This is a genomic window from Tsukamurella sp. PLM1 (assembly GCF_023168325.1).
GTDB lineage: Bacteria > Actinomycetota > Actinomycetes > Mycobacteriales > Mycobacteriaceae > Tsukamurella.
The window spans coordinates 360,605-383,631 of sequence record NZ_AP025688.1 but is presented as its reverse complement, the minus strand read 5'-3'; the positions used below and the strand labels follow the sequence as shown (position 1 = coordinate 383,631).

At 71.4% G+C, this 23,027-nt stretch carries 27 protein-coding genes and 3 pseudogenes; 12 read left to right on the top strand and 18 right to left on the bottom strand.

Annotation, left to right across the window (positions count from 1 at the left end; translation table 11 throughout):
- Window positions 1-3 precede the first annotated feature (3 nt).
- From MTP03_RS01925 to MTP03_RS01905, 5 genes and pseudogenes are all read left to right on the top strand, one after another.
- Window positions 4-1,596, top strand: a complete 1,593-nt coding sequence (locus MTP03_RS01925) for a sodium:proton antiporter (protein ID WP_248490336.1) — start codon at window positions 4-6, stop codon at window positions 1,594-1,596.
- Entirely contained in the window at window positions 1,500-1,874 is a 375-nt protein-coding gene (locus MTP03_RS01920; protein WP_248490335.1) for a UBP-type zinc finger domain-containing protein, read from the top strand. Before MTP03_RS01925 ends, MTP03_RS01920 begins: the two co-directional genes overlap by 97 nt.
- Before the next feature lie 19 nt (window positions 1,875-1,893).
- A complete protein-coding gene (locus tag MTP03_RS01915) occupies window positions 1,894-2,616 on the top strand; it encodes a DedA family protein (protein ID WP_248490334.1) in 723 nt (240 codons plus the stop codon).
- 9 nt (window positions 2,617-2,625) lie between these two features.
- Entirely contained in the window at window positions 2,626-3,261 is a 636-nt protein-coding gene (locus tag MTP03_RS01910; RefSeq protein ID WP_248490333.1) for a DedA family protein, read from the top strand.
- Window positions 3,262-3,310: 49 nt separating this feature from the next.
- Window positions 3,311-4,956 (top strand): annotated as a pseudogene (locus MTP03_RS01905) (ABC-F family ATP-binding cassette domain-containing protein).
- Between the two features lie 5 nt (window positions 4,957-4,961).
- Here the strand turns inward: MTP03_RS01905 and MTP03_RS01900 are convergent.
- The 5 genes from MTP03_RS01900 to MTP03_RS01880 are packed head-to-tail and all read right to left on the bottom strand — an operon-like array spanning window position 4,962 to window position 8,255.
- On the bottom strand, window positions 4,962-6,077 hold the full coding sequence (locus tag MTP03_RS01900; RefSeq protein ID WP_248490330.1) for a glycoside hydrolase family 76 protein: 1,116 nt from the start codon (window positions 6,075-6,077) through the stop codon (window positions 4,962-4,964).
- Between the two features lie 60 nt (window positions 6,078-6,137).
- Window positions 6,138-6,845: a TrmH family RNA methyltransferase gene (locus MTP03_RS01895; RefSeq protein ID WP_371820850.1), complete on the bottom strand. Its 708-nt coding sequence runs from the start codon at window positions 6,843-6,845 to the stop codon at window positions 6,138-6,140.
- Window positions 6,842-7,396 (bottom strand): orotate phosphoribosyltransferase, encoded by a 555-nt coding sequence (pyrE, locus tag MTP03_RS01890; RefSeq protein WP_248490329.1) that lies wholly within the window; start codon window positions 7,394-7,396, stop codon window positions 6,842-6,844. Before pyrE ends, MTP03_RS01895 begins: the two co-directional genes overlap by 4 nt.
- Window positions 7,393-8,082, bottom strand: coding sequence for a hypothetical protein (locus tag MTP03_RS01885; RefSeq protein ID WP_248490328.1), 690 nt, complete (start codon window positions 8,080-8,082; stop codon window positions 7,393-7,395). Before MTP03_RS01885 ends, pyrE begins: the two co-directional genes overlap by 4 nt.
- Before the next feature lie 32 nt (window positions 8,083-8,114).
- Window positions 8,115-8,255: a hypothetical protein gene (locus MTP03_RS01880; protein ID WP_248490325.1), complete on the bottom strand. Its 141-nt coding sequence runs from the start codon at window positions 8,253-8,255 to the stop codon at window positions 8,115-8,117.
- 443 nt (window positions 8,256-8,698) lie between these two features.
- On the opposite strand from MTP03_RS01880, the gene MTP03_RS01875 reads away from it, so the two are divergent.
- Window positions 8,699-9,061 carry a YidH family protein gene (locus MTP03_RS01875; protein ID WP_248490323.1) on the top strand — a complete coding sequence of 121 codons (363 nt, stop codon included), beginning with the start codon at window positions 8,699-8,701 and terminating at the stop codon, window positions 9,059-9,061.
- Window positions 9,058-9,306, top strand: a complete 249-nt coding sequence (locus MTP03_RS01870; RefSeq protein WP_248490322.1) for a DUF202 domain-containing protein — start codon at window positions 9,058-9,060, stop codon at window positions 9,304-9,306. Before MTP03_RS01875 ends, MTP03_RS01870 begins: the two co-directional genes overlap by 4 nt.
- A gap of 50 nt (window positions 9,307-9,356) precedes the next feature.
- Here MTP03_RS01870 and MTP03_RS01865 read toward each other — a convergent pair whose 3' ends face one another.
- Window positions 9,357-9,731, bottom strand: a complete 375-nt coding sequence (locus MTP03_RS01865) for a PPOX class F420-dependent oxidoreductase (protein ID WP_248490320.1) — start codon at window positions 9,729-9,731, stop codon at window positions 9,357-9,359.
- Entirely contained in the window at window positions 9,728-10,756 is a 1,029-nt protein-coding gene (locus tag MTP03_RS01860) for an alpha/beta hydrolase (protein WP_248490319.1), read from the bottom strand. The genes MTP03_RS01865 and MTP03_RS01860 overlap by 4 nt, the downstream gene beginning before the upstream one ends.
- A 64-nt stretch (window positions 10,757-10,820) precedes the next feature.
- Here MTP03_RS01860 and MTP03_RS01855 point away from each other — a divergent pair, with 64 nt between their 5' ends.
- Window positions 10,821-11,201 (top strand): ferredoxin family protein, encoded by a 381-nt coding sequence (locus MTP03_RS01855; protein WP_248490317.1) that lies wholly within the window; start codon window positions 10,821-10,823, stop codon window positions 11,199-11,201.
- Entirely contained in the window at window positions 11,198-12,304 is a 1,107-nt protein-coding gene (locus MTP03_RS01850; RefSeq protein ID WP_248490316.1) for an NADP oxidoreductase, read from the top strand. The genes MTP03_RS01855 and MTP03_RS01850 overlap by 4 nt, the downstream gene beginning before the upstream one ends.
- Before the next feature lie 74 nt (window positions 12,305-12,378).
- Here MTP03_RS01850 and clpB read toward each other — a convergent pair whose 3' ends face one another.
- The 7 genes and pseudogenes from clpB to MTP03_RS01820 form a co-directional block, all read right to left on the bottom strand.
- Window positions 12,379-14,931 (bottom strand): ATP-dependent chaperone ClpB, encoded by a 2,553-nt coding sequence (gene clpB / locus MTP03_RS01845; RefSeq protein WP_248490315.1) that lies wholly within the window; start codon window positions 14,929-14,931, stop codon window positions 12,379-12,381.
- Between the two features lie 179 nt (window positions 14,932-15,110).
- On the bottom strand, window positions 15,111-15,344 hold the full coding sequence (locus MTP03_RS23065; RefSeq protein ID WP_305852780.1) for a hypothetical protein: 234 nt from the start codon (window positions 15,342-15,344) through the stop codon (window positions 15,111-15,113).
- An 86-nt stretch (window positions 15,345-15,430) separates the two neighbouring features.
- Window positions 15,431-15,517 (bottom strand): annotated as a pseudogene (locus MTP03_RS23265) (VapC toxin family PIN domain ribonuclease); the annotation flags it as partial.
- Window positions 15,514-15,726: a ribbon-helix-helix protein, CopG family gene (locus MTP03_RS01835; RefSeq protein ID WP_248490314.1), complete on the bottom strand. Its 213-nt coding sequence runs from the start codon at window positions 15,724-15,726 to the stop codon at window positions 15,514-15,516. The gene MTP03_RS01835 and the pseudogene MTP03_RS23265, both read right to left, overlap by 4 nt.
- A 28-nt stretch (window positions 15,727-15,754) precedes the next feature.
- A complete protein-coding gene (locus MTP03_RS01830; protein ID WP_248492357.1) occupies window positions 15,755-16,129 on the bottom strand; it encodes an SGNH/GDSL hydrolase family protein in 375 nt (124 codons plus the stop codon).
- Window positions 16,130-16,572: 443 nt separating this feature from the next.
- Window positions 16,573-16,944, bottom strand: coding sequence for an SGNH/GDSL hydrolase family protein (locus tag MTP03_RS01825; protein WP_248490313.1), 372 nt, complete (start codon window positions 16,942-16,944; stop codon window positions 16,573-16,575).
- Window positions 16,932-17,435, bottom strand: coding sequence for a hypothetical protein (locus MTP03_RS01820; protein WP_248490312.1), 504 nt, complete (start codon window positions 17,433-17,435; stop codon window positions 16,932-16,934). Before MTP03_RS01820 ends, MTP03_RS01825 begins: the two co-directional genes overlap by 13 nt.
- A gap of 275 nt (window positions 17,436-17,710) precedes the next feature.
- Between MTP03_RS01820 and MTP03_RS01815 the strand changes: the two genes are divergently transcribed.
- Genes MTP03_RS01815 through MTP03_RS22525 form a run of 3 tightly spaced genes read left to right on the top strand, consistent with a single transcriptional unit; the run spans window position 17,711 to window position 18,803 of the window.
- Window positions 17,711-18,037 (top strand): globin domain-containing protein, encoded by a 327-nt coding sequence (locus MTP03_RS01815; protein WP_248490311.1) that lies wholly within the window; start codon window positions 17,711-17,713, stop codon window positions 18,035-18,037.
- A complete protein-coding gene (locus tag MTP03_RS01810) occupies window positions 18,034-18,711 on the top strand; it encodes an FAD-binding oxidoreductase (protein ID WP_248490310.1) in 678 nt (225 codons plus the stop codon). The genes MTP03_RS01815 and MTP03_RS01810 overlap by 4 nt, the downstream gene beginning before the upstream one ends.
- Window positions 18,675-18,803: a hypothetical protein gene (locus MTP03_RS22525; RefSeq protein WP_256465205.1), complete on the top strand. Its 129-nt coding sequence runs from the start codon at window positions 18,675-18,677 to the stop codon at window positions 18,801-18,803. The genes MTP03_RS01810 and MTP03_RS22525 overlap by 37 nt, the downstream gene beginning before the upstream one ends.
- Before the next feature lie 78 nt (window positions 18,804-18,881).
- Here MTP03_RS22525 and MTP03_RS01805 read toward each other — a convergent pair.
- From MTP03_RS01805 to dnaK, 4 genes and pseudogenes are all read right to left on the bottom strand, one after another.
- Window positions 18,882-19,276 (bottom strand): annotated as a pseudogene (locus MTP03_RS01805) (heat shock protein transcriptional repressor HspR).
- Between the two features lie 2 nt (window positions 19,277-19,278).
- Window positions 19,279-20,511, bottom strand: a complete 1,233-nt coding sequence (gene dnaJ, locus MTP03_RS01800) for a molecular chaperone DnaJ (protein ID WP_248490309.1) — start codon at window positions 20,509-20,511, stop codon at window positions 19,279-19,281.
- Window positions 20,512-20,526: 15 nt separating this feature from the next.
- Window positions 20,527-21,108 (bottom strand): nucleotide exchange factor GrpE, encoded by a 582-nt coding sequence (gene grpE, locus MTP03_RS01795; protein WP_248490308.1) that lies wholly within the window; start codon window positions 21,106-21,108, stop codon window positions 20,527-20,529.
- Window positions 21,108-22,949 carry a molecular chaperone DnaK gene (gene dnaK, locus MTP03_RS01790; protein WP_248490307.1) on the bottom strand — a complete coding sequence of 614 codons (1,842 nt, stop codon included), beginning with the start codon at window positions 22,947-22,949 and terminating at the stop codon, window positions 21,108-21,110. The genes grpE and dnaK overlap by 1 nt, the downstream gene beginning before the upstream one ends.
- Between the last annotated feature and the right edge of the window lie 78 nt (window positions 22,950-23,027).

Below are 23,027 nucleotides of genomic sequence, written 5' to 3'. Positions count from 1 at the left end.
CTCATGGAGCTCGCAGTTGGGTTGGTCGCACTGGCCGCGACGGTTCTCGTGGTCAGCGCGCTGTGTGATCGCTTCGGGTTGGCGGCGCCGCTCGTCCTGACGGTGGTCGGGATCGCCGCCTCGTTCGTCCCGGCGTTACCCTCGGTGCCGCTGCATCCCGACGTGGTGCTGCTGGGCCTGCTGCCGCCACTGCTGTACGCCGCCGCGTCCAAGGCGTCATTGGTGGACTTCAAGGCCAACATCCGGCCCATCGGCATGCTGTCGGTGGGCCTCGTGCTGTTCACCGCCGCGGCGGTCGGCGCGGTCACCTCGTGGCTGCTGGACATCCCGTTCGCGGCCGGGCTGGCGCTCGGCGCCATCGTCGAGCCGCCCGACGCGGTGGCCGCCACCGCCGTGGGCCGCCGGATCGGGTTGCCCCGGAAGGTGACCACCCTCCTGGAGGGCGAGTCCCTGTTCAACGACGCCACCTCGATCGTGCTGCTGCGCACGGCGATCGCGGCGATCGCGGGCACCGTCGGGTTCTGGCAGGTGCTGGGCTCGTTCGCCCTCAGCGCGGTGGGCGGGGTCGTGATCGGCGGGCTCGCCGCCGTGCTCATCAGGTTCGCGCTGCGCCGCCTGACGGACCCGGTGCTCACTACCGGCATCACCCTGATCAGCCCGTGGTTCGCGTACCTGCCCGCCGAGCACATCCACGGCTCGGGCGTGGTCTCCGTCGTCGTGGCGGGCCTGATCGTGGCCTACAAGGCGCCCACCGACCAGACCGCGATCGGCCGCATGTCGGCGCGGATCAACTGGAACACCATCCAGTTCCTGCTCGAGAACGCGGTGTTCCTCCTCATCGGGCTGCAGATGCGGACCATCTTCGAGGGCGCCGCCGCCTCATCGGTCGGGTGGCCGCTGATCATCGTGACGTGCGTGGCCGTGATCGTCACCGTGATCCTCGCCCGAATGGTGTGGTGCGCCCCGTCGGCCCTGATCTCCATCCGCGTCGACGACGCCGACGAGCGGCTCTCCGCCGGCGAGACGGCCGTGCTGTCGTGGGCCGGGATGCGCGGGGTCGTCACGCTGGCCGCGGCGTTCATCCTGCCCGCCGACTGTCCCGACCGGGAGGTCCTCGTGTTCGCGGCCATGGCCGTCGTGGCGGGGACACTGCTGTTCCAGGGCTCGACGTTGCCGGCGCTGGCGAAGCTGCTCCACGTGCGGGGACCCAACGCGCGGTCGGACGCGCTGCAGCAGGCCGTCGTCATGCGGTCCGCGATCAACGCCGGGCTGGCCCGGCTCGACGAGATCGCCGCGAGCCCGGAGAACGCGGTGCCGGAGCCCGTGCTCGACGGGATCCGGGAGCGCGCGATCACCCGGGAGCGGTCGTTCTGGGAGCGCCTCGGCCCCGAGGCGCACGAGACGCCGGCCGCGCAGGTCCGCGAGGTGCGGCTGCAGATGCTCGTCGCCGAGCGCGCGGAGGTGCTGCGGCTGCGCGACAGCGGCCGGGCGATCACGAGGTGCTCGAGCAGGTGCTCGCGGCGCTCGACGTGGAGGAGGCCCTGCTCACCGTCTCCGCGATGCGCAGCGAGCGCGTCGCCGTCGCGGAACTGCTGACGCCGCCGTGGGCGCAGGAGGAGTGTGACCATCTCCGTGTGTCCGATTCGACGCCCGACCCGGCTGCACTCAGCGACACGTGCCTCGCATGCGTCGAATCGGGGCAGAACCCCGTCGCGCTGCGACTGTGCCTGACCTGCGGACACGTGGGCTGCTGCGACTCGTCGGAGGGCAAGCACGCGACCGCGCACCACGAGCTGACGAACCACCCCGTGATCCGCAGCTTCGAGGCCGGGGAGTCGTGGCGCTGGTGCTACATCGACGAAGTGCTCACCTAGGGACGGTATTCTGGCACCCGTGCATCTCAACGACCTGACTCTGGCCGCCTCGACCACCATGCAGGCGTTGTCCATCACCGAGCTCACCGACCCCATCGCCGTGCTGAACGCCTTCGGCACCATCGCCCTGGTCGGCCTTCTACTCGTGGTGTTCATCGAATCCGGCGTGCTGTTCCCCGTTCTCCCCGGTGACTCGCTGCTGTTCATCGCCGGCCTGCTCGCCTCCGCCGGGACGGCGAGCGCGGCCGCCGACGAGGTGAAGTACGAGGGCGGCGCGATGTCGCTCCCGGTGCTCCTGATCGCCGTGCCGATCGTCGCGATCCTCGGCGGCATCGTCGGCTACTTCATCGGCCGCTTCGGCGGCGAGAAGTTCTTCAAGCCCGACGCCCGCTTCCTCAAGACCAAGTACCTCGACGAGACGCACGCATTCTTCGAGAAGTACGGCCCTGCAACCCTGGTACTGGCCCGCTTCGTGCCGTTCGTCCGCACCTTCGCCCCGCTCGCCGCCGGCGCCGCCAAGATGACCTTCGCCAAGTTCCTCATGTGGACCGTGATCGGCGCGATCGTCTGGGGCGACGGCCTGCTGCTGCTCGGCGTGTGGCTCGGCAAGTTCAGCTTCGTCCGCGAGAACATCAACACGATCTTCCTGCTGATCGTGTTCGTCTCCGTGCTGCCCATCATCTGGGGCGTCGCGAAGAAGTACCTCGCCGAGCGGCGCGCCGCCGCCGACACCGGCGCCTAGGCCCCCGCGGTGCTCGAATTCGTCCAGAACGCCGGGCCGGTGATGATCTGGCTCATCGTGGCCGGGTTCGTGTTCTGCGAGTGCGCTTTCATCATCGGGCTGTTCCTACCCGGCGACTCGCTGCTGCTCACCGCGGGCCTGGCGATGGCGACGACGGGGCATTCCGCGATGTCGGTGTGGGGGCTCGCGGTCGCGGCATTCATCGCGGCGATCGTCGGCAACCACGTGGGCTACGGCATCGGGGTGAAAATGGGCGACCACGTGCTGGCCAAACAGGACGGCCGGTACCTCAACGCGAACAACCTGCACCGCGTCAAGCACCTCATGGACAGGCACGGGTTCTTCTCCGTGCTGATCGCCCGCTGGATCCCGTGGGTGCGCACGCTGTGCCCGCTCGTCGCGGGGGCCGTCGGGATGGACAAGCGCACGTTCACCGTGGCCTCGGTGCTCGGCTCGCTGATCTGGGCACCGTTCCTACTGCTCATCGGGTACTACGCGTCGACAGCGCTGGAGGAGTACAAGTGGGTGCTGCAGTGGGCGCTGCGCGGCATGGTGGTGATGCTCATCGCCGGGACGATCGTCGGCATCGTCGGGTACCGGCGCGAGATGTCCAAGCCCAACGTCACCGTCGACTTGGAAGACTGATGGCCCGGCCATCGCGGTGGCTGAGGGCGCAGCCACCGCAAAGACTGACGTGACCGTCCTGCAGACGCGCGACCTCACCGTCGCGTACGCCGACCGCACCCTGTTCTCCGGGCTCGACCTCGTGATCGCGCCGGGCGACGTGGTGGGCCTCGTCGGCGCGAACGGGGCCGGAAAGTCCACGCTGCTGCGGCTCCTCGCCGGCGACGGTGCCCCTGCCGGGCTGGACGTGTCCGGCACCGTCGACCTCGCCCCGGCCGACGCGACCGTGGGGTACCTGGCCCAGGAGCACGAGCGGCGGCCCGGCGAGAGCGTCTCGGGATTCGTGGCGCGGCGCACCGGGGTCGCGGCCGCGCAGGAGGCGATGGACGCCGCCGCGGCCGCGCTGGCGGACGATCCCGACACCGACCTGTACACGCCCGCCCTGGACCGCTGGCTCGCCCTCGGCGGGGCCGACCTGGACCAACGGCTCGAGTCGATCCTCGCTGACGTGGGCCTGCCCGACGCGGACGCCGCGATGACGGGATTGTCCGGAGGGCAGGCGGCCCGCGCGGGACTCGCGGCGGTGCTCGCCTCGCGCTACGACGTGCTGCTGCTCGACGAACCCACCAACGACCTGGACCTGGCCGGCCTGGAGCTCCTGGAGCGCTTCGTCGCCGACGCCCCGACGGCGATCGTCGTGGTCTCGCACGACCGGGAGTTCCTGGCCCGCACGGTGACCACCGTGGTCGAGCTCGACCTCGCGCAACAGCAGATCGGGGTGTACGGCGGCGGCTACGAGGCGTACCTCGTCGAGCGCGACGTCGCCCGGAGGCACGCCCGCGAGGCGTACGAGCAGTACGCGGGCAAGCTCTCCGATCTGCAGGATCGCGCCCAGATGCAGCGGAACTGGATGGAGCACGGGGTGCGGAACGCGCGCCGGAAGATGAAGTCCGGCGGCGACCCGGACAAGGCGGGCCGCAAGGCCCGGCTCGAGTCCACCGAGAAGCAGGCCTCCAAGGCCCGGCAGACCGAGCGGGCCATCGAGCGCCTCGAGGTGGTCGAGGAGCCGCGCAAGGAATGGGAGCTGCGGATGTCGATCGCCTCCGCGCCGCGCAGCGGCACGGTGGTGGTGACGGCGTCGGGGGCGTTGGTGCGGTATCCCGCGCTGACGGTCGGCCCGGTGACCGTGAGCGTCGAGTACGGCGACCGGATCCTGCTCACCGGCCCGAACGGGGCCGGGAAGTCGACGCTGCTGGGGCTAGTTCTCGGGCGACTCACGCCCTCGGCCGGAACAGTCACGCTCGGGTCCGGTGTCGAGGTGGGCGAGGTCGATCAGGCCCGCGGCCGCTTCCTGTCCGACGGTGCGCTGCTGGACGCGTTCTGCGCGGAAGTGCCCGACACGCCGCCCGCGGACGTGCGGACGCTGCTCGCCAAGTTCGGGCTGCGCGGGCACCACGTGTTGCGGCCGGCATCGTCGCTCTCCCCGGCGAGCGGACCCGCGCGGCGCTCGCGCTGCTGCAGGCCCGCGGCGTGAACCTGCTGGTCCTCGACGAGCCGACCAACCACCTCGACCTGCCCGCGATCGAGCAGCTCGAGCAGGCCGTGGAGTCGTTCGACGGCACCGTCATCCTGGTCACCCACGACCGCCGCATGCTCGACACGGTCCGCGCCACGCGCCGCTGGCGCATGTCCGACGGTGCCCTGACCGAGGACTGATCCCCTCAGCTGCGCGCGAGCGCCGCGGCGGCCTCCATCGCCATCCACCCGCCGACCTGCACGGACAGGTCCCGCTCGGGGATCTCGCTGCCACGCACCGTGCCGCCGGTGAAGTAGGCCGCGGCGCCGTCTGACGTGGGGATCCGAGCGTCGCGGGACCAGTCCGCGGAGAACAGCACCCGGCCGTCGAGCTCGCGGGATCCGCGCCAGGCCGCCTCCGCCGAGGCATACACGATCTCGGCCGCCGCGTCCCGCGCGTCGGCAGTGCCCGGTCCGCCGCGCAGCTGCACTGCGGCGAGCGCGAGGTATCGCACGAGGATGCCGTTGAACAGGCCCCCGTCTCCCCCGCCCCCACCGGTGATCACCCCGCCGTCGGTCATGCCGTCCAAGACCGCCCCGATCAGCCTGGCTGCGCGGGCCGCGTGCCGCGGCGCCAGGTCGGACGAGAGCTCCGTATCGAGCCCGATCGTGACGCCCTGGTTGTAGCTGTACTTCTCGACATGGATCTTCCCGGACTCGGGGTGCTCGTAGTCGCCGTCCACACCGTCGTTGATCAGGCCCGTTGCGTCGTCGCGCAGGCGGCGGTGGATCCAGTCCGCGGTCTGCTCGGCCCGCTCGAACCGGCCCATGCGGGCCTGGAAGATCCCCGCGGGACCGTTCGCCGGCGCATTGAGGAACAGGCCGGTGGTGCGCCAGGTGATGCCGCCGCCGGCCTCGGGCACCCACGCGTCGTACAGCCGGTCGTTCAGCACGCGCAGGCGGCGCGCCGCGTTCACCCCGCGCCGCTGCGCCCGCTCCAGAGCCAGTGCCATCCACGCCATGTCGTCGTAGTACGAGTTGGTGACCCGCAGCAGGTTCCGCAGCCGGTGCCCCCGCGCGATCCGGTGCACCAGCTTGCGGGTACTGGGCGCGCCGTCCCGCACGTAGGCGTCCACGGCCGTGTCCAGCAGGTGCGCCTGCCACCAGTAGTTCCAGCTGAGCAGCAGCGAGTCGGGCCGAGTGGCCGGGTACGCGGGCACGCCGAGCCGCGTACCGGGGATGCCCCACACCGGGCGCAGGTGCCGCTCCACCACCGCGGCCTGTGCCGCCGCGGCGCGCTGATTCCACTCCACCGCCGTCATAGTGACATCTCATCACGCGCCACCGACACGTGCACTGCCGCGCAGGTCAGGGCGGACCGATCACCACGCCCCGTCGAGGTCGGCGTGCTCGCGCACCCAGGCGTGCATGGCGATGCCCGCGGCCACGCCCACGTTGATCGAGCGGGTGGAACCGAACTGGGCGATCGACACCGTCGACCCCGCGACGTGCCGCGCACCGCCGGACACGCCCGGGCCCTCCTGCCCGAACAGGAGGAGGCACCGTCGGGGTAGGTGAGCGCGCTCGAGGGGCACCGAGCCCGGCAGGTTGTCCACCGCCACGATGGGCAGGCCATCGGCCGCGCACCACGCGGCCAGCGCATCCGTGTCCGGGTGATGGTGCAGGTGCTGGTAGCGGTCGGTCACCATGGCGCCCCGGCGGTTCCACCGCTTGCGTCCCACGATGTGCACGGCCGCCGCGCCGAACGCGTTCGCGGTGCGCACCACCGTACCGATGTTGGCGTCGTGCCCCAGGTTCTCGATCGCCACGTGGAACGGGTGCCGGCGGGCGTCCAGATCGGCGACGATCGCCTCCCGGGTCCAATACCGGTACGCATCGACCACGTTGCGGCGATCGCCGTCGGCGAGCAGCTCGGGGTCGTACCGCGGGTCCGACGGTGCCGGGACCCCGGGATTCTCCTCGGCCCACGGCCCCAGCCCGACGGTGTGCGGTCCGGGCAGGCCGGTCACCCACTCGGTCGGGCCGAGCTGCTCGTCCTGACCACCGTCGGCGGCGGACGAGGCGGTCACAGCCCCAGGTCGGCGAGGCCGAGCACCGAGCGGTACTGCAGGCCCTCGGCGGCGATCACGTCCGCGGCGCCGGTGGCACGGTCGACGACGGTCGCGACGCCGATCACCTCGGCGCCGATGTCACGCAGCGCCCGCACCGCGGTGAGTGGGGAGTTCCCCGTGGTGGTCGTGTCCTCGACCACCAGCACGCGCTTGCCCACCACGTCGGGCCCCTCGACCTGCCGCTGCATACCGTGCGCCTTGGCGGCCTTGCGGACCACGAACGCGTCGATCGGCCGGCCGGGGGCGTGCATCACCGCGGTGGCGACCGGGTCGGCCCCCAGGGTGAGTCCGCCGACGGCCACGTAGTCCCAGTCCGCCGTGAGCTCGCGCAGCAGCGCACCGATCAGCGGGGACGCCTCGTGGTGCAGGGTCGCGCGGCGCAGGTCGACGTAGTAGTCGGCCTCGGCGCCGCTCGACAGCGTGACCTTGCCGTGGACCACGGCCAGCTCGCGCACCAACTCGGCGAGCCGCGCTTTGGCGGCGCTGTCGACGTCTTCTGCGCCGGTCACCGTCGGGGCTCCGACCGCACGGGCACGGGCTGCCCGGGATCCCGCGGACCGCCCCCGCCGAGCACGCGGGCGTGCCCCTCGGGCGGCAGGACGCGGAGCAGATCGCCGAAGCGGCGGACTGCCTCGAGCGCCTCGTCCAGGTCCTCCGGATCGTCGGTGGCCGGCATCGCGGCGAGCGCCCACTCGCCCTCGTTCCACACCGACTCGATGTGGTCGGGCACCTGCTCGGCGAAGGTGATCATCCGACGGTCGGCGACGCGGCGCGCGACCTCGGCGTTGTTGGTGTAGAGCACCCGCGGCCCCAGTGCGCCGAGCGGGTCCATCCCCGGCTCGACGGGCGGGTGCTGGTTCTCGGGCCGCAGGTCCAGCAGCGCGCCCGAGGACGCGCCCCGGTTCACCGCCGCGACGGTGCGCGTCCCCTGCAGGTCGAAGACGTACGCGGCGGCGCCGAAGTAGCTGCCGTAGGCCACGTCGACGATCGGCGGGTCCCCGGCGGCGACCATCCCGCCGCGGTGGAACTCCTCGCGCAGCGTCGGGTCGTCCGGGCGGTAGACGAACTCCCGGTCGGCCGCCCAATCGGCACGCTCGGAGTGGACATTCGGCGAGTGGCTGCGCTCATACCAGATGAGCGCGGCGGCGAGCGCCGCGCAGACCACCGCGAGGATCAGGAACACTACGTACGACATCGCCACCTACATTAGCGGGTCGACGGGCGGGTTCACCCGACTGACGGGGTTCCGGCGACGGAGATCTGACCGGCGTAGATCGCGAGCGCCGCCTTCCCGTCGGCGCTCACCTGGATCATCACCACGTCGCCGACCTCGAGATCGGACAGCCGGCTGCCGTGCGTGGTGGTCACCTGGGTGTTCGGCCCGGTCGCGAGTTCGACGGTGCGCCCCCGGCGCGGAGCGCACGGTGATGGTGTCGTCCTCGACGGTGAGCACCGCCCCGATCACTTCCCGTCCGGGCGTGATGGCGACCGTCTTCTGGTCGTTGACCGGCGCGCCCGGTGACTGCGCGGCGGGCAGGATCCGGCGGGAGTTGCCCACTTCGGCGGACACGTGCAGCGCGTAGGCGATGCCGGCGCCGACGACGCCGATGCCCAGCAGGCAGAGCAGCACCGCGGGCCAGGGACTCCGCGCGCGGCCGCCACCACCCACTGCGACTCACCTCCCTCGCACGCGTCCTCGTCTCCATGGTGCGCCTGCAACGCCGCACCCCGGGCGAACCTATTCGCCGTGTCTGAGACGGGCCTGTGAATGTGGCGGGCGAATCATTGTGAGCCCCGCTAGCGTTGTCGGTGTGGGACTGCATTGGCCGCCGCGGGAGCTGATCGACGGCGAGGCGCCGGACGCCCGGTTCACCCTCGCGAACGAGCGCACCTTCCTGGCGTGGATCCGTACCGCGCTGGGCCTGGTCGCCGCGGCCGTCGGTCTCGAGGCGTTCGCCCCGCACGTGGCGCCGGACGCCGTGCGCACGCCGCTAGTCGCGGGCCTGCTCGTGGTCGCGGCCGCGCTGGCCGGCTACGCGTTCCGGCGCTGGCTCACCGTCGAGGGCGCGATGCGCACCGGCCGCGCGCTGCGCGGCTCCCCCGCGACGCTCGTCCTGTCCGCACTGGTCGTGCTGGCCGCCGTCGTCCTCGCCGTCGCGCTGCTGGTGACGTGACGTCCGGCGAGAGGGGCGCGACGCCCGGCGACGGGGCACCGTCGACCCTGGCGACCGAGCGGACCTTCCTGGCCCGGGTCCGGACCGTGGTCGCGCTGGTGCTGGTCGCGGCGGTCGTCGCCCGGGCCACGATGGCGGTGCGACCCGCGGCCGCCCTGGTGTGCGTCGGTATCGCGGCTCTCGCCGTGGTCGTGCTGCGGCTGCGGCCGCCGCTCTCGCACCGGCGCTCGTGGGGTGCGTCCTGACGCTCGCGGTGATCGGTCTCGCCGGGCTCTGACCCGCGTGGCCGTGCGCGCTACCCCGCGTCGCGTACCCGGATCCCGACGGTGCCGCCGGCGCCCCGCCGCAGCTTCGAGCCGGTCACGGTGAGCCACCCCAGCACCCCGTACTTCTTCGCGATCTTCGCCCCGGCCTCGCGGCCGTCGAAGACCTCGCCGGTGCCCGCGACCTCGGGGCCGGACGTCTTCTTGCCGCGCGCGTCGCAGGCCTGGACCAGCACCGACGGGTTGCGCCGCAGCCGCTTCACCTTCCAGGAGTCGGCGACGGTCCACACCACGAGGTCGGCGCCGTCCCGCACCGCCCAGAGGGGAGTCGCGACGGGGGTGCCGTCCTTGCGGAAGGTGGTCAGCAGGACGAACTTGGCATCGGCGATCTCGGCGACGGAGGTCATGCGCCCAGCGTAACCGGGTAGGAGGCGGGCACGCTGCGGGCGATCCAGCCCGCGATCGCGGCGCTGACCTCGGCGGGCTTCTCCTCCCCCATCCAGTGTCCGGAGTCGACGATCATCTCGGTGAGGTCGGTGCACGCCGCGCGCATCGGCTCGGCGAGCCGCGTCCCGACGGTGTCGAGGGTCGCGTCGTAGCGGCCGTGCAGGAACAGCGCCGGCTTGTCGATCCGGCCGCCGCCCAGCTCGGTCCGCGCGTACTCCATGTCGGCGGGCGTGTTCACGTACCAGGAGTTGGGGCCGGCCATGCCGTTCCGCTCGAAGGCCGCGACGTAGACGGCGTGGTCCTCCTCGGTGAGGACCGCCGGGTCGAGCGGCAGCTGCGGCACGGGTCCGCCGCCGAACCAGCCGCCGTTGCGGGTGACCAGCGCGGTCGGCGCGGGGCCCTCGAGGTGGCGCGGCTCTCCGCGGCGGAACAGCGCGGCGATGAGGCCGGGCAGGTCGCTCTCGAACTGGGCGGTCGCCGCGTCGAAGGACTTGAGGTAGTGCACCTGGTAGTCCCACTGGCCGTACGGGTACTCGTCGGCGGGGTACTTGTCGCGGTCGATGAGGTCGAAGGGCGTGGGCCCGCTCGACGGGAAGTGGGGCACGTTGAGCGAGGCGACCGCGTCGACGACCTCGGGGTGGTGGGTGGCGATGTTCCACACCACGGGCCCGCCCCAGTCGTGGCCGATCCAGATCGCGCTCTCGCGGCCGAGCGCGGCGAGGAGCTCCAGCATGTCGGTCACGGCCTCCTCGCGGCGGTACGCCGTCTTCTCGGGGTGCACCGTCGACGAGCCGTACCCGCGCATGTCGGGCGCGACGCACCGGAAGCCGAGGGAACCGAGGGATCGCAGCTGGTGCCGCCAGGTGTAGCCGAGCTCGGGCCAGCCGTGCACGAACACCAGCAGCGGACCGTCGACGGGGCCCGAGGCGAGGTAGGCGGTGGTGTGGCGGTCTGTCGCGGCGACGTGCGGCGTCATGGTCGTCATACCCTCACCCTGACACGCGGCGCATTCCTTGCCCCGGCGCCGCCCGCGGCCCACTATCGAAGACATGCCCCACGTGATCGTCCAGAACTGCTGCAACGATGCGTCGTGCGTCACCGAGTGCCCGGTCGACTGCATCCACCCCACGCCCGACGAGCCCGAGTACGCCACCGCGGAGATGCTCTACATCGACCCGGACGTGTGCATCGACTGCGGCGCGTGCATCGACGCCTGCCCCGTCTCGGCGATCACCACCGACTACGAACTGACCGCGGAGATGGCTCCGTTCGAGACGATGAACGCGGACTACTACGAGGCCGTGGGGTCGTCCGCGGACCGCGACCACCCGTTCACCGACCCGCGCATCGGCCGCAAGCGGCCGGCGTCCGACGCCGAGACGCTGAGCGTCGCGGTCGTGGGCGCCGGGGCCGCGGGCACTACGTGGTGAGCGAACTGCAGAACCGGATCGACGTGCGCGCCACCATCGACGTCTACGAGCGCCTCCCCGAAACCGGCGGGCTGGTGCGGTTCGGCGTTGCCCCCGACCACGCCGACACCAAGAAGGTGCAGGAGCAGTTCGCGAAGTCGCGCAAGGCCACCGGCGTCACGACGCACCTGGGGGTGCGGATCGGCGAGGACCTCACGCACGAGGACCTGGCCGGTTCGCATCACGCGGTGGTGTACGCGGTGGGCTCGCTGCACGGCCGCGACCTCGACCTCCCCGGCGCGGACCTGCCCGGGGTGACCGCGGCCGCCGATTTCGTGGCCTGGTACAACGGGCACCCCGACTTCGCCGGGCGCGCTGTCGATCTCACGCACGAGCGGGTGGTGGTGCTGGGCAACGGCAACGTCGCGCTCGACGTCGCGCGGGTCCTCACCGCAGACCCCGACACCTTCACCGGCACCGACATGACCGAGGAAGCCGTTACCGCGCTCCGGGATTCGCAGGTGCGGGAGGTCGTGATCCTCGCCCGACGGGGCCCGACGCACGCCGCGTTCACCGCCCCCGAGCTGCTGGGGCTGGCCCGCACGGTGCCGGTCGTGGTCGAGCCGGGGGACCTGGAGGGCCCCGAGAGCGGGGCGGTCGACGAGCTCGCGGACGAGCAGGCCCGCTTCTACCGCACGCAGAAACTCGCTCTGCTGCAGGCGCTTCCGGCGGCGGGGTCCGCACCGGAGGGCCGACGGGTGGTGCTGCGGTTCGGCACACCGCCCACCGCGATCACCGCGTCCGACGGCGGGCTCACCGTCGCCTTCGACGACCACGGCGCACCGTCGGAGCTGGCGTGCGGCCTGGTCCTGCCGTCGATCGGGTTGCGCGGCACGTCCGTCCCGGGCGTGCCCTACGACGAGGCCAGGGGCACCATCCCCAACGCCGACGGCCGCGTCCTCGGGCCCGACGGTGCCGCCCTCCCCGGCGTGTACGTGGCCGGGTGGTGCAAGCGCGGCCCGACCGGCGTGATCGGCACGAACCGCTTCGACGCTCGCGGCACCGTCGACGCCCTGATCGCCGACTTCCACGCCGGGCTGCTCACGGCACCGTCCGCGGAGTAGGCCCCGGACACGACAAGGGCGGGCGCGACCGTGTGGTCGCGCCCGCCCTGTTCTGCGGGTCAGCGTTCCGTGCGTCAGCCGACGACCAGGCGATCGCCGTCCGGCGACACCGTGACGTGCACCGTGTCGCCGTCGCGAACATCGCCCGCGAGCAGTGCCTTGGCGAGCTGGTCGCCGATGGCCTGCTGCACCAGGCGGCGCAGCGGCCGGGCGCCGTAGAGCGGGTCGAAGCCGCGCTCCGCGAGCCAGCCCTTGGCCTCGTCGGAGACCTCGAGCTCCAGCCGGCGCTGGCTCAGCCGCTTGCGCAGCTGGTCCAGCTGGATGTCCACGATGCCGGTGAGCTGCTCCGAGCTCAGCGAGTCGAAGATCAGCACGTCGTCGAGCCGGTTGATGAACTCCGGCTTGAACTTCGCGCGCACCGCGGCCATCACCTGCTCGGGCGTGCCGCCCGCGCCGAGGTTCGACGTGAGGATCAGGATCGTGTTGCGGAAGTCCACCGTGCGGCCCTGGCCGTCGGTGAGTCGGCCCTCGTCGAGCACCTGCAGCAGCACGTCGAACACATCCGGGTGCGCCTTCTCGACCTCGTCGAACAGCACCACCGTGTAGGGGCGGCGCCGCACGGCCTCGGTCAGCTGGCCGCCGGCCTCGTAGCCGACGTACCCCGGGGGCGCGCCGACGAGCCGTGCGACGGAGTGCTTCTCGCCGTACTCGGACATGTCGATGCGCACCATGGCGCGCTCGTCGTCGAAGAGGAACTCCGCGAGCCCCTTCGCCAGCTCCGTCTTGCCCACGCCCGTGGGACCGAGGAACAGGAACGAGCCCGTGGGCCGGTTCGGGTCGGCGACGCCGGCGCGGGTGCGGCGCACCGCGTCCGAGACGGCCTGCACCGCGGCCTCCTGGCCGATCACGCGCTTGCCGATCTCCGACTCCATGCGCAGCAGCTTCGCGGTCTCGCCCTCGAGCATGCGGCCGGCGGGGACGCCGGTCCAGGCGGAGACCACGTCGGCCACGTCGTCCGGGCCGACCTCCTCCTTGAGCATGACCTCGCCGTCCGACGCGGCGCCCGAGTGGGCCACCGCCTCGTCGAGCTGCTTCTCCAGCGCGGGGATCTGGCCGTAGCGCAGCTCCGCGGCGCGGCCGAGGTCGCCGTCGCGCTCGGCGCGCTCCGACTCGCCCTTGAGCGTCTCGAGCTGCTCCTTGAGCGCACGTACCGAGTCGATGGCGCCCTTCTCGTTCTGCCACCGCGAATTGAGCTGGGCCAGCTTCTCCTTGTGGTCGGCCAGCTCGCCGCGCAGCTTCTCCAGCCGGTCCTTCGACGCGGCGTCGGACTCCTTGGCCAGCGCCATCTCCTCGATCTCGAGACGACGGACCAGCCGCTCCTCGGCGTCGATCTCCTCGGGGCGCGAGTCGATCTCCATCCGCAGGCGCGAGGCGGCCTCGTCGACCAGGTCGATCGCCTTGTCGGGCAGGAACCTGCTCGTGATGTAGCGGTCGGACAGCGACGCGGCGGCGACCAGCGCGGAGTCGGTGATGCGCACGCCGTGGTGCACCTCGTACCGCTCCTTGAGGCCGCGCAGGATGCCCACGGTGTCCTCCACCGACGGCTCGCCGACCAGCACCTGCTGGAACCGGCGCTCGAGCGCGGCGTCCTTCTCGATGTACTGGCGGTACTCGTCGAGCGTGGTCGCGCCCACGAGCCGCAGCTCGCCGCGGGCCAGCATCGGCTTGATCATGTTGCCGGCGTCCATCGCGGACTCGCCGGTGGCCCCGGCGCCCACGATGGTGTGCAGCTCGTCGATGAAGGTGATGATCTGGCCGGCGGAGTCCTTGATCTCGTCGAGCACGGCCTTGAGCCGCTCCTCGAACTCGCCGCGGTACTTCGCGCCGGCGACCATCGCGCCCAGGTCGAGCGAGATCACCGTCTTGCCGCGCAGCGACTCCGGCACGTCGCCCGTGACGACGCGCTGCGCCAGCCCCTCGACGATGGCCGTCTTGCCGACGCCGGGCTCGCCGATGAGCACCGGGTTGTTCTTGGTGCGGCGGCTGAGCACCTGCACGACGCGGCGGATCTCGTTGTCGCGCCCGATGACCGGGTCGAGCTTGCCCTCGCGGGCGCGCGCGGTGAGGTCGGTCGAGTACTTCTCGAGCGCCTGGTACTGCCCCTCCGGATCCTGCGAGGTGACCTTCGCGCTGCCGCGGACCGCGGTGAACTTGTCGCGGATCTCCTGCGGGGTGGCGCCGGCCGAGGTCAGGACCTGCGCGGCCTCGCCACCCGCCTCCGCGAGCCCGTACAGCACGTGCTCGGTGGAGACGAACTGATCGCCCATCTCGGTCGCGAGCTTCTGCGCCGCGCTGATCGCCGCGATCGACTCGCGGGACAGCTGCGGCGTGGTGGTGGAACCGCTGGCCTTCGGCTTGCGGTCCACGATCTCCTGCGCGCGGTTCCGCACGGCCACGGGATCCACCCCCACCGCCTTGAGCAGCGGCGCGGCGATCCCGTCGGTCTGGTCCAGCAGCGCCACGAGCAGGTGCGCCGGAGAGATCTCCGGGTTACCCGCCGACGATGCCGCCTGCAGGGCCGAGGTGAGCGCGGCCTGCGTCTTGGTGGTGGGGTTGAACGAATCCACTCTTGTGCCCTCCTGGGGTCGTCTCGAACACGTCGTGCACCCTGAGCCAGGTCGACTCAAGCATGCCTTCTGCACTCTTCAACGCGCCACCACTTGAGTCTGTTCCGCTCAACTCCGACCGGCGCCGTGACCCCCGTCACACGTGCGCGCAGGGGCCTCGGACGGTTCGAGGTCCGCGGTCACGGCACGACGGTCGGCGCGGAGCCGTCGGAGAACCGCAGGATGCCGAAGTGCCGTCGATCCAGGGTGGCGACGACCGGCGAGCGGTACTCGTCGGCGAGCACGATGTTGGAGGCGTCAGCCACGCCGATCGGCACATCGGAGTACCGCTCGACGATCGCTGTCGCCGCAGCGAGCCGCCCGCGGTCCATCGATGCGAGCTCCCACGCACCGGATGCGAGTTGCTCCAGCACTTCCGCTCCGCGGACGAGCCGTGTCGAGTGAGAACGAGGTAGTCGAGTTCGGCGAGGATGTACGGGGACACCACCAGCAGGTCGTCACACCCCTCGATCACGGCCTTCACCCGCTCGTGCGCGGGCTCGGCCGAGTCGAAGTACGCCAGGAGCGCGCTGGTATCGACGATCACTCGCCGAATCCGACCAACAGCTCGTCGACCCGCTCGGCGATCGACTCATGCCCTGAGAACAGGCCACCGCTGGGTCGCGGAGGCGCCGCCGGCGTGGCTGCGCGGATCGCGCGCCGAATGACCTCCGCCTCCGGAATCGATGCCCGACGCGCCTCGATCTCGACGGCCCGTTTGAGGTCGTCGGGCAGGTACAACGTCGTCTTGACCATGCCACATATGGTACCGCCGGTGGCATCGTCAGACCAGGGCGGCGACGCGCTCCGCGAGCTTCTGGTGCGTGGCGGCATCGGGATGCCCGTCGGCACTGGTGCCGTACTCCCAGCCCTCACTCAGCGGCGAGATGACCGACACCGACGGGTCCACCGACCGCGCCGCGGTGACGATGGCGGATTCGGTCGCCCGCGCGTTGGGTCCCGTGCCGTGGATCGTCGGGAACACCGTGACCAGAGCGACCTTCGCGCCAGGCGCCTGGCGGCGCACCGTCGAGATCACCTGCTGGACCTGCGTCGAGATCGCGGCAGCCGACCTGCCGACGTCGTTGGATCCGGCCTGCACGACGACGAGCGAGGGCTTGTGCGCCGGAAGGTTCGCCGCCTGCGTGAGGCCCGCGATGGAGCCGTCGCCGTAGCCGGCCCGCTGCGCGCGCTGAGGTACACGCTGCGACGCGCGATCGCGCTGATCATCCGCGGATACGCCACGACGCCGGCCACCTCGTACCCGGTCGAGATCGAGGCACCGATCACCATGATGGGACCGGACTCGGCCGGTTGCCCGGTCGTGGCCGGATCAGCGGCGGCACCGCCGGCCGACAGGCTTGCCGCAGACACGGCCACCACGACTCCGGCCACCAGCGCTCCACCGATTCTCGACATCGTCATGCCGAGATTTTGACACATCACCAGTCACATTCATAACTTCTGCGACTTTCGCAACATTAGAAACAGGCAGGTGGAGCAGGTCGGCCGCCGTCGCTTCAGGATGTCGGCTCCTCGCCCTCCGGAGGTGCACAGCGCACTTCCGGAGCGCCAAAACCCGACATCGTGAGCGGCCCCAGCTCAGGCCAGGGCCGACACGCGCTCGGCGATCCGCTCGTGCGCAGCGGCGCCAGGGTGGCCGTCGCCGCTGGCCCGGTAGCGCCAGCCCTCGTCGAGCGGGGAGATGACGGCCACCGTCGGGTCCACGGACCGGGCGGCCGACACGATGGCGTTGTCGACGGCATGGGCCGGCGCACCGTTGTGGATCGACGGGAACACGGTGACCACGGCGATCTTCGCGCCGGGCGCCTGCCGCCGCACCGTCGAGACGACCTGCCGCACCTGGCCCGCGACGGCCGCGGGCTTGGCACCCACGTCGTTCGTCCCGGCCTGGAGCACCACGAGCGAGGGGTTGCGGGCCGGCAGGTTCGCGGCCCGCGTCAGCCGCGCCATCGAGCCGTCGGCGTAGCCGGCGCCGACCTTGCACTCACGTACACCGGGCGGCCCGAGATCGAGTGCACCTGGCGCGGGTACGCCGCGGCGCTCGACACGGCCTTGCCGGTCGAGACCGAGGCGCCGATCACGACGACCGGCCGACGGTCCGCCGTCCGGGCCTGCGGAGCCTGCCCGCGGGGCGCCGCCGGCGCGACGCGCGGCGCGACCGCACGCCCGGCGACCGGCTTCGCGGCCACCGGTTTGGCAGCCACCGGCTTGGCGGACACGGGCTTCACTGCCACCGGCTTCGCCACGACGGGCTTCGCGGCCACCTTGTGCGAGTACGTCGCGGGCTTCACGCTGCTGCGCCGGCGCTTCGGCGGCGGGCGATTGCGTGACCGGCTCCGCGTGGCGGCGGCCACGGCGAACGGCGCGAAGGCGAGGCCCGCACCGAGGGCGACCCCGTATCCGATGCGGCGCAGGTGACGACGATCTCGCGATGCGGCCATGGCGGCAGAACCCTCTTCCTCGAGCACTGATCGGGTGGCGCTGCGACACTGCGCCGGACGACGGCCGCGGCGCGAGCGCCGCGGACCGCCGTCGAATGTACTCGATGCCGGAATCGGGCATACCGTCGCCGTGGACGTCGCGTGTGATCCGCGCGCCGCCTTCACGCAGGTACGATGAAACCCGGTCAGGACAGGTTTCGACGGGCAGGAACGGATCTTCAGTGGGTTCGCATTCACGGCACGGTCTGACGCAGATCGCGGCAGACCTCGAGCCGGTGTCCGATGAATTCACCAAGAATTTGTTCGCGCGTCTGTTCGCGATGAACCCCGCCCTCCGGGACCTGTTTCCCGCCAACATGACCGGGCATCGCGGCGTGTTCTTCCGGGTGCTGCACCACGTCCTGACGTCGATCCCGCGGACCGAGGGCCACGACGACCTGATCGAGTTCCTCTCCCAGCTCGGCCGCGATCACCGCAAGTACGGTCTCACCGAGGCCGATTACGACACGATGGCGGCCGCGCTCACGGCCGAGGTGCACGCGACGTACCGGCCCTCGGCGGTCTCGACGAGCACGACGCGGCGACCCTCGACCAGGCGGTGAAACTGCTCACCGGCGTGATGCGCGGAGGCGCGCACTCGGACCCGACGCCCGCGCGCCGCACCGCCCGCGTGGTCGAGGTGCTGCGGCCGCACCCCGGGCTGACCGTCGTCCGCCTGATCGCCGACGAGCCCCTGCTGTTCCGCCCCGGCCAGTACGTCGAGACCCAGATCCCGCAGGTGCCCCGGCAGTGGCGGCCGCTGTCGCTCGCGATGCCCCCGAACACACAGGGCCAGTTGGAGTTCCACATTCGCGCCGTGCCGGGCGGCTACCTCTCCAGCACCGTCCACGGCGAGACGCGGCGCGGCGACGTGTGGCAGTTCGGGCAGGTACACGGGCTCCTACGGCCCGACGGTGACCGTCCGCTCACCATGATCGCGGGGGGCACGGGCCTCGCGCCCATGAAGTCGATACTGCTGGCCATGGCCATGAGCGGCGACAACCCCGACGTGCACCTCCTCGTGGGGGCGCGTTCGCCGGGGCTGTTGTACGACTCGCAATCGCTGGCGCCGCTCGCGGCCACGAACCCGTGGCTCAAGGTGACGCAGGTGACGGATGCGCGGCGCGACCCGTGGTGGCTCAAGCGGCCGGCCACGGCGTACCGGGCCTGCCACTGCGGCACGGCTCACTGGTGGACGCCATGTCGGATCTCGATCTCACCGGCCGCCGGGTCCTGATCGCCGGGCCGAAGGGCCTGCTGCGCGCCGCGAGCGAGAAGGCCGTGGCGCAGGGCGCCGCGCCGGCGGACGTGGTGCACGACCCGCTGTGAGACGGGACGGCGACGACGCCGTTCAGGACGCGACGGCCCCGGGGGCGTCGACTCCCGGGGCCGTGGATGGGCGCACGATCAGGGCTTGCGGCGACTCCTGGGCTGCCACACCACCATCGCTGAGCTTTTCGGAACGTGCACGAGTTCGCCTCCGCGCCGGGCGTTCTCGACCTGCGCGGTGAGTTCCTCGACCCGGCGCTGCAAGGCATCGACCTGGTTGGTCAGGTCGATGATCCGCTTGATGCCCGCGAGGTTCACGCCCTCGTCCTGCGAGAGCCGCTGCACCTCGCGGAGCAGATCGACGTCGCGGGTCGAGTAGCGGCGGCCCCGCCCGCCGACCGCTCGGGCGTCACGAGCCCGAGCCGGTCGTACGTGCGGAGGGTCTGCGCGTGCATACCCGCGAGCTGCGCAGCCACCGAGATCATGAACACGTGGGCGTCCGGGTCCTCGGGGAACTGCACGTCGATGTTCATCGCTACGCCCCCGCCCCGCTCGCGGCCGCCGCGCCGGGCCAGCCGCCCCTCGGGTCGAAGCCCGCGGCGCGCTCGGCGTCGGCGTAGGCGCGCAGCGCCTCCTGGGCCCGCTCGTCGAGCGACGAGGGCACGGTGACCTGCACCTTGACGAGCAGGTCGCCGTGGCCGCCGGACCGCTTCGGCACTCCGCGGCCGCGGACCCGCAGGGTGCGCCCGTCGGTGGTGCCGGCCGGGATCTTCACGCCCACCGGCTGCGCCAGCGTCGGCACCGTCACGGTGGCGCCCAGGGCCAGCTCCGAGAAGCTGACCGGCAGGGTCACCAGGAGGTCGTCGCCGTTGCGGGTGAACACGTCGTCGGCGCTCACGTGGACGACCACGAACAGGTCGCCCGACGGTGCCCCGCGCATCCCCGCCTGCCCCTGACCTGCCAGCCGGATGCGCTGGCCGTCCTTGACGCCGGGCGGAATCTTCACGTTCACCGTGCGCGTGCGCACTGTGACGCCGGTACCGCTGCAGTCCGGGCACGGATCGTCGATCACCGAGCCAGAGCCGCGGCAGTCCGGGCACGGTTCGGAGAAACTGAACGCGCCCTGGTTGCGGCTCACGAGCCCGGAGCCGTTGCAGGACTGGCACACCCGCGGGCTGGTGCCCGGCTTGGCGCCGGACCCGTGGCAGGTGGTGCACGGCGACGGCGAGGTCAGCGTGATCGGCGTGGTCACGCCCAGTGTGGCGTCCCGGAAGCCGAGCGTGATCTCGGACTCCAGATCGCCGCCGCGCCGCGGACGCGTGGGCTGCGGGCCGGGGCCCTGCCCCGCTCCGCCGCGGTTGAACAGGCCCTCGAAGATGTCCCCGATTCCGCCGCCGCCGTTGCCGGCGGCACCGTCGAAGATGTCCGAGAACGAGAACCCGCCCGACCCGCCACCGGCATTGCCGAAACCGCCGGTGCCGAAACCACCCGAGCCGTAACCACCGGCGCCGCCGGAGCCGAAGCGACCGCCGCCGAACAGGCGTCGCGTCTCGTCGTACTCCTTGCGCTTGGCCGGATCCGAGAGCACCGCGTGGGCCTCGGAGACCCGCTTGAATCGCTCCTCGGCCTTCGCGTCGCCCGGATTCGCGTCCGGGTGCAGCTCACGGGCCAGCTTGCGGTACGCCTTCTTGATCTCGTCGGCACTCGCATCGGAGCTAACGCCCAGCTCACGATAGAAGTCCTGTTCAACCCATTCCCTCTGTGCCACTGGGCATCACCTCCTCTACTCCTCGTCCTGGCTCGGAACACCCGCCGGACGGTCGACCACTGCGACCATCGCGTGCCGGATCACCTTGCCATCGATCTGATATCCCTGGCGCAGCACCGCCCCCAGAACGGGGTCGGCGCCGTCGCCCTCGTGCTGCACGGCCTCGTGGATCGCCGGGTCGAACTCGTCGCCCTCCACGCCGAAGGACTCCAGTCCCAGGCCCTTGAGCACGCCGTCGAGCTTGTCGGAGACGGACTTGAGCGGTCCTGCCTCGAGGTCGCCGTGGTTGCGCGCGCGGTCGAGATCGTCGAGCACCACCAGCAGCTCCGTCACGACGGCCGCCTTGCCCGCGGCGCGGGCGTCCACCACGTCGCGCGCGGTGCGCTTGCGGTAGTTGGCGTACTCGGCGGAGACGCGCTGCAGGTCGGCCGTCAGCTCGCCCACCTGGTCCGACGGTGCCTCGACACCGTCGACCTCGGGCGTCTCGGTCCCGGCCGCGGCGGATTCCTCCGCCGCGGCGTCGGCCACGTCAGCGTCGGCCCCCGCGGTCTCCGAGATCTCCTCTTCCGGTTCCACCGGATTCTCGGGGGTCGGCATTACTTCGCGTCCTTCGGATCCTCGTCGACGACCTCGGCGTCCACGACGCCGTCATCGGCCTGCGCGCCGGCGTCGGCACCGTCGGCCTGCGCCTCCGCACCGGCGGCGGCGTAGATCGCCTGGCCCAGGGCCTGCGACTCGGTCGACAGCTTCTCGACGGCGGCCTTCACGGCGGCGATGTCGGTGCCCTGCAGCGCCTCGTTCGCCTCCTTGACAGCGGCCTCGACCTTCTCCTTGTTCTCGGCCGGGACCTTGTCCTCGTTCTCCTTGAGGAACTTCTCGGTCTGGTTGACCAGCGACTCGGCCTGGTTGCGGGTCTCCGCCTCCTCGCGGCGAGCCTTGTCCTCCTGCGCGTGCGCCTCGGCGTCCTTGATCATCCGGTCGATCTCCTCCTGCGACAGGCCGCTGCCGTCGGAGATCTTGATGGTGTTCTCCTTGCCGGTGCCCTTGTCCTTCGCGGTCACGTGCACGATGCCGTTGGCATCGATGTCGAAGGTGACCTCGATCTGGGGCACGCCGCGCGGCGCCGGCGCGATGCCGGTGAGCTCGAAGCTGCCGAGCAGCTTGTTGTGCGCGGCGATCTCACGCTCGCCCTGGAAGACCTGGATCTGCACCGACGGCTGGTTGTCGTCGGCCGTGGTGAAGGTCTCGGACCGCTTGGTGGGAATCGTGGTGTTGCGCTCGATGAGCTTGGTCATCACGCCGCCCTTGGTCTCGATGCCGAGGGACAGCGGGGTGACGTCGAGCAGCAGCACGTCCTTGACCTCGCCGCGCAGCACGCCGGCCTGCAGGGCGGCGCCGACGGCGACGACCTCGTCCGGGTTGACGCCCTTGTTGGGCTCCTTGCCGCCGGTGAGCTCCTTGACCAGCTCGGTCACGGCGGGCATACGGGTGGAACCACCGACGAGCACGACGTGGTCGATGTCGCCCACGGAGATGCCGGCATCCTTGATGACCGCCTGGAAGGGCTTGCGGGTGCGCTCGAGCAGATCGCTGGTGATCTTCTGGAACTCGCTGCGCGAGAGGTTCTCGTCGAGGAACAGCGGGTTCTTGTCCGCGTCCACCGTGATGTACGGCAGGTTGATCGACGTGCTCTGACCCGAGCTCAGCTCGATCTTGGCCTTCTCAGCGGCCTCACGCAGACGCTGCATCGCCATCTTGTCCTTGGTGAGGTCGATGCCGTGCTGCGCCTTGAACTTCTCGACGAGCCAGTCGACGATGCGCTGGTCCCAGTCGTCACCGCCGAGCTCGTTGTCGCCCGACGTCGCGCGGACCTCGACGACACCGTCGCCGATCTCCAGCAGCGAGACGTCGAACGTGCCGCCACCGAGGTCGAAGACCAGGATGGTCTGCTCCTTCTCACCCTTGTCCAGGCCGTACGCGAGCGCGGCGGCGGTGGGCTCGTTGACGATGCGGAGCACGTTCAGTCCCGCGATCTGGCCGGCCTCCTTGGTGGCCTGGCGCTGCGCGTCGTTGAAGTACGCGGGAACGGTGACCACTGCGTCGGTCACGTCCTCACCCAGGTACGCCTCGGCGTCGCGCTTCAGCTTCATCAGCGTGCGGGCGCTGATCTCCTGGCTGGTGTAGTTCTTGTCGTCGATCGACTGCGCCCAGTCGGTACCGATGTGGCGCTTGACCGAGCGGATGGTGCGGTCGACGTTCGTGACGGCCTGGTTCTTGGCGGGCTGCCCCACCAGGACCTCACCGTTGCGCGCGAAGGCGACCACCGACGGGGTGGTCCGCGAGCCCTCGGCGTTCGCGATCACGACCGGGTCGCCGCCCTCGAGGACAGCGACGCACGAGTTGGTGGTGCCGAGGTCGATGCCTACTGCACGTCCCATATTGATATGCCTCCTGGTTGTTCTACTACGGATCAGACTTCAGCGCCCCGCACTCAAGGAGCGAACACGTCAGTTCTA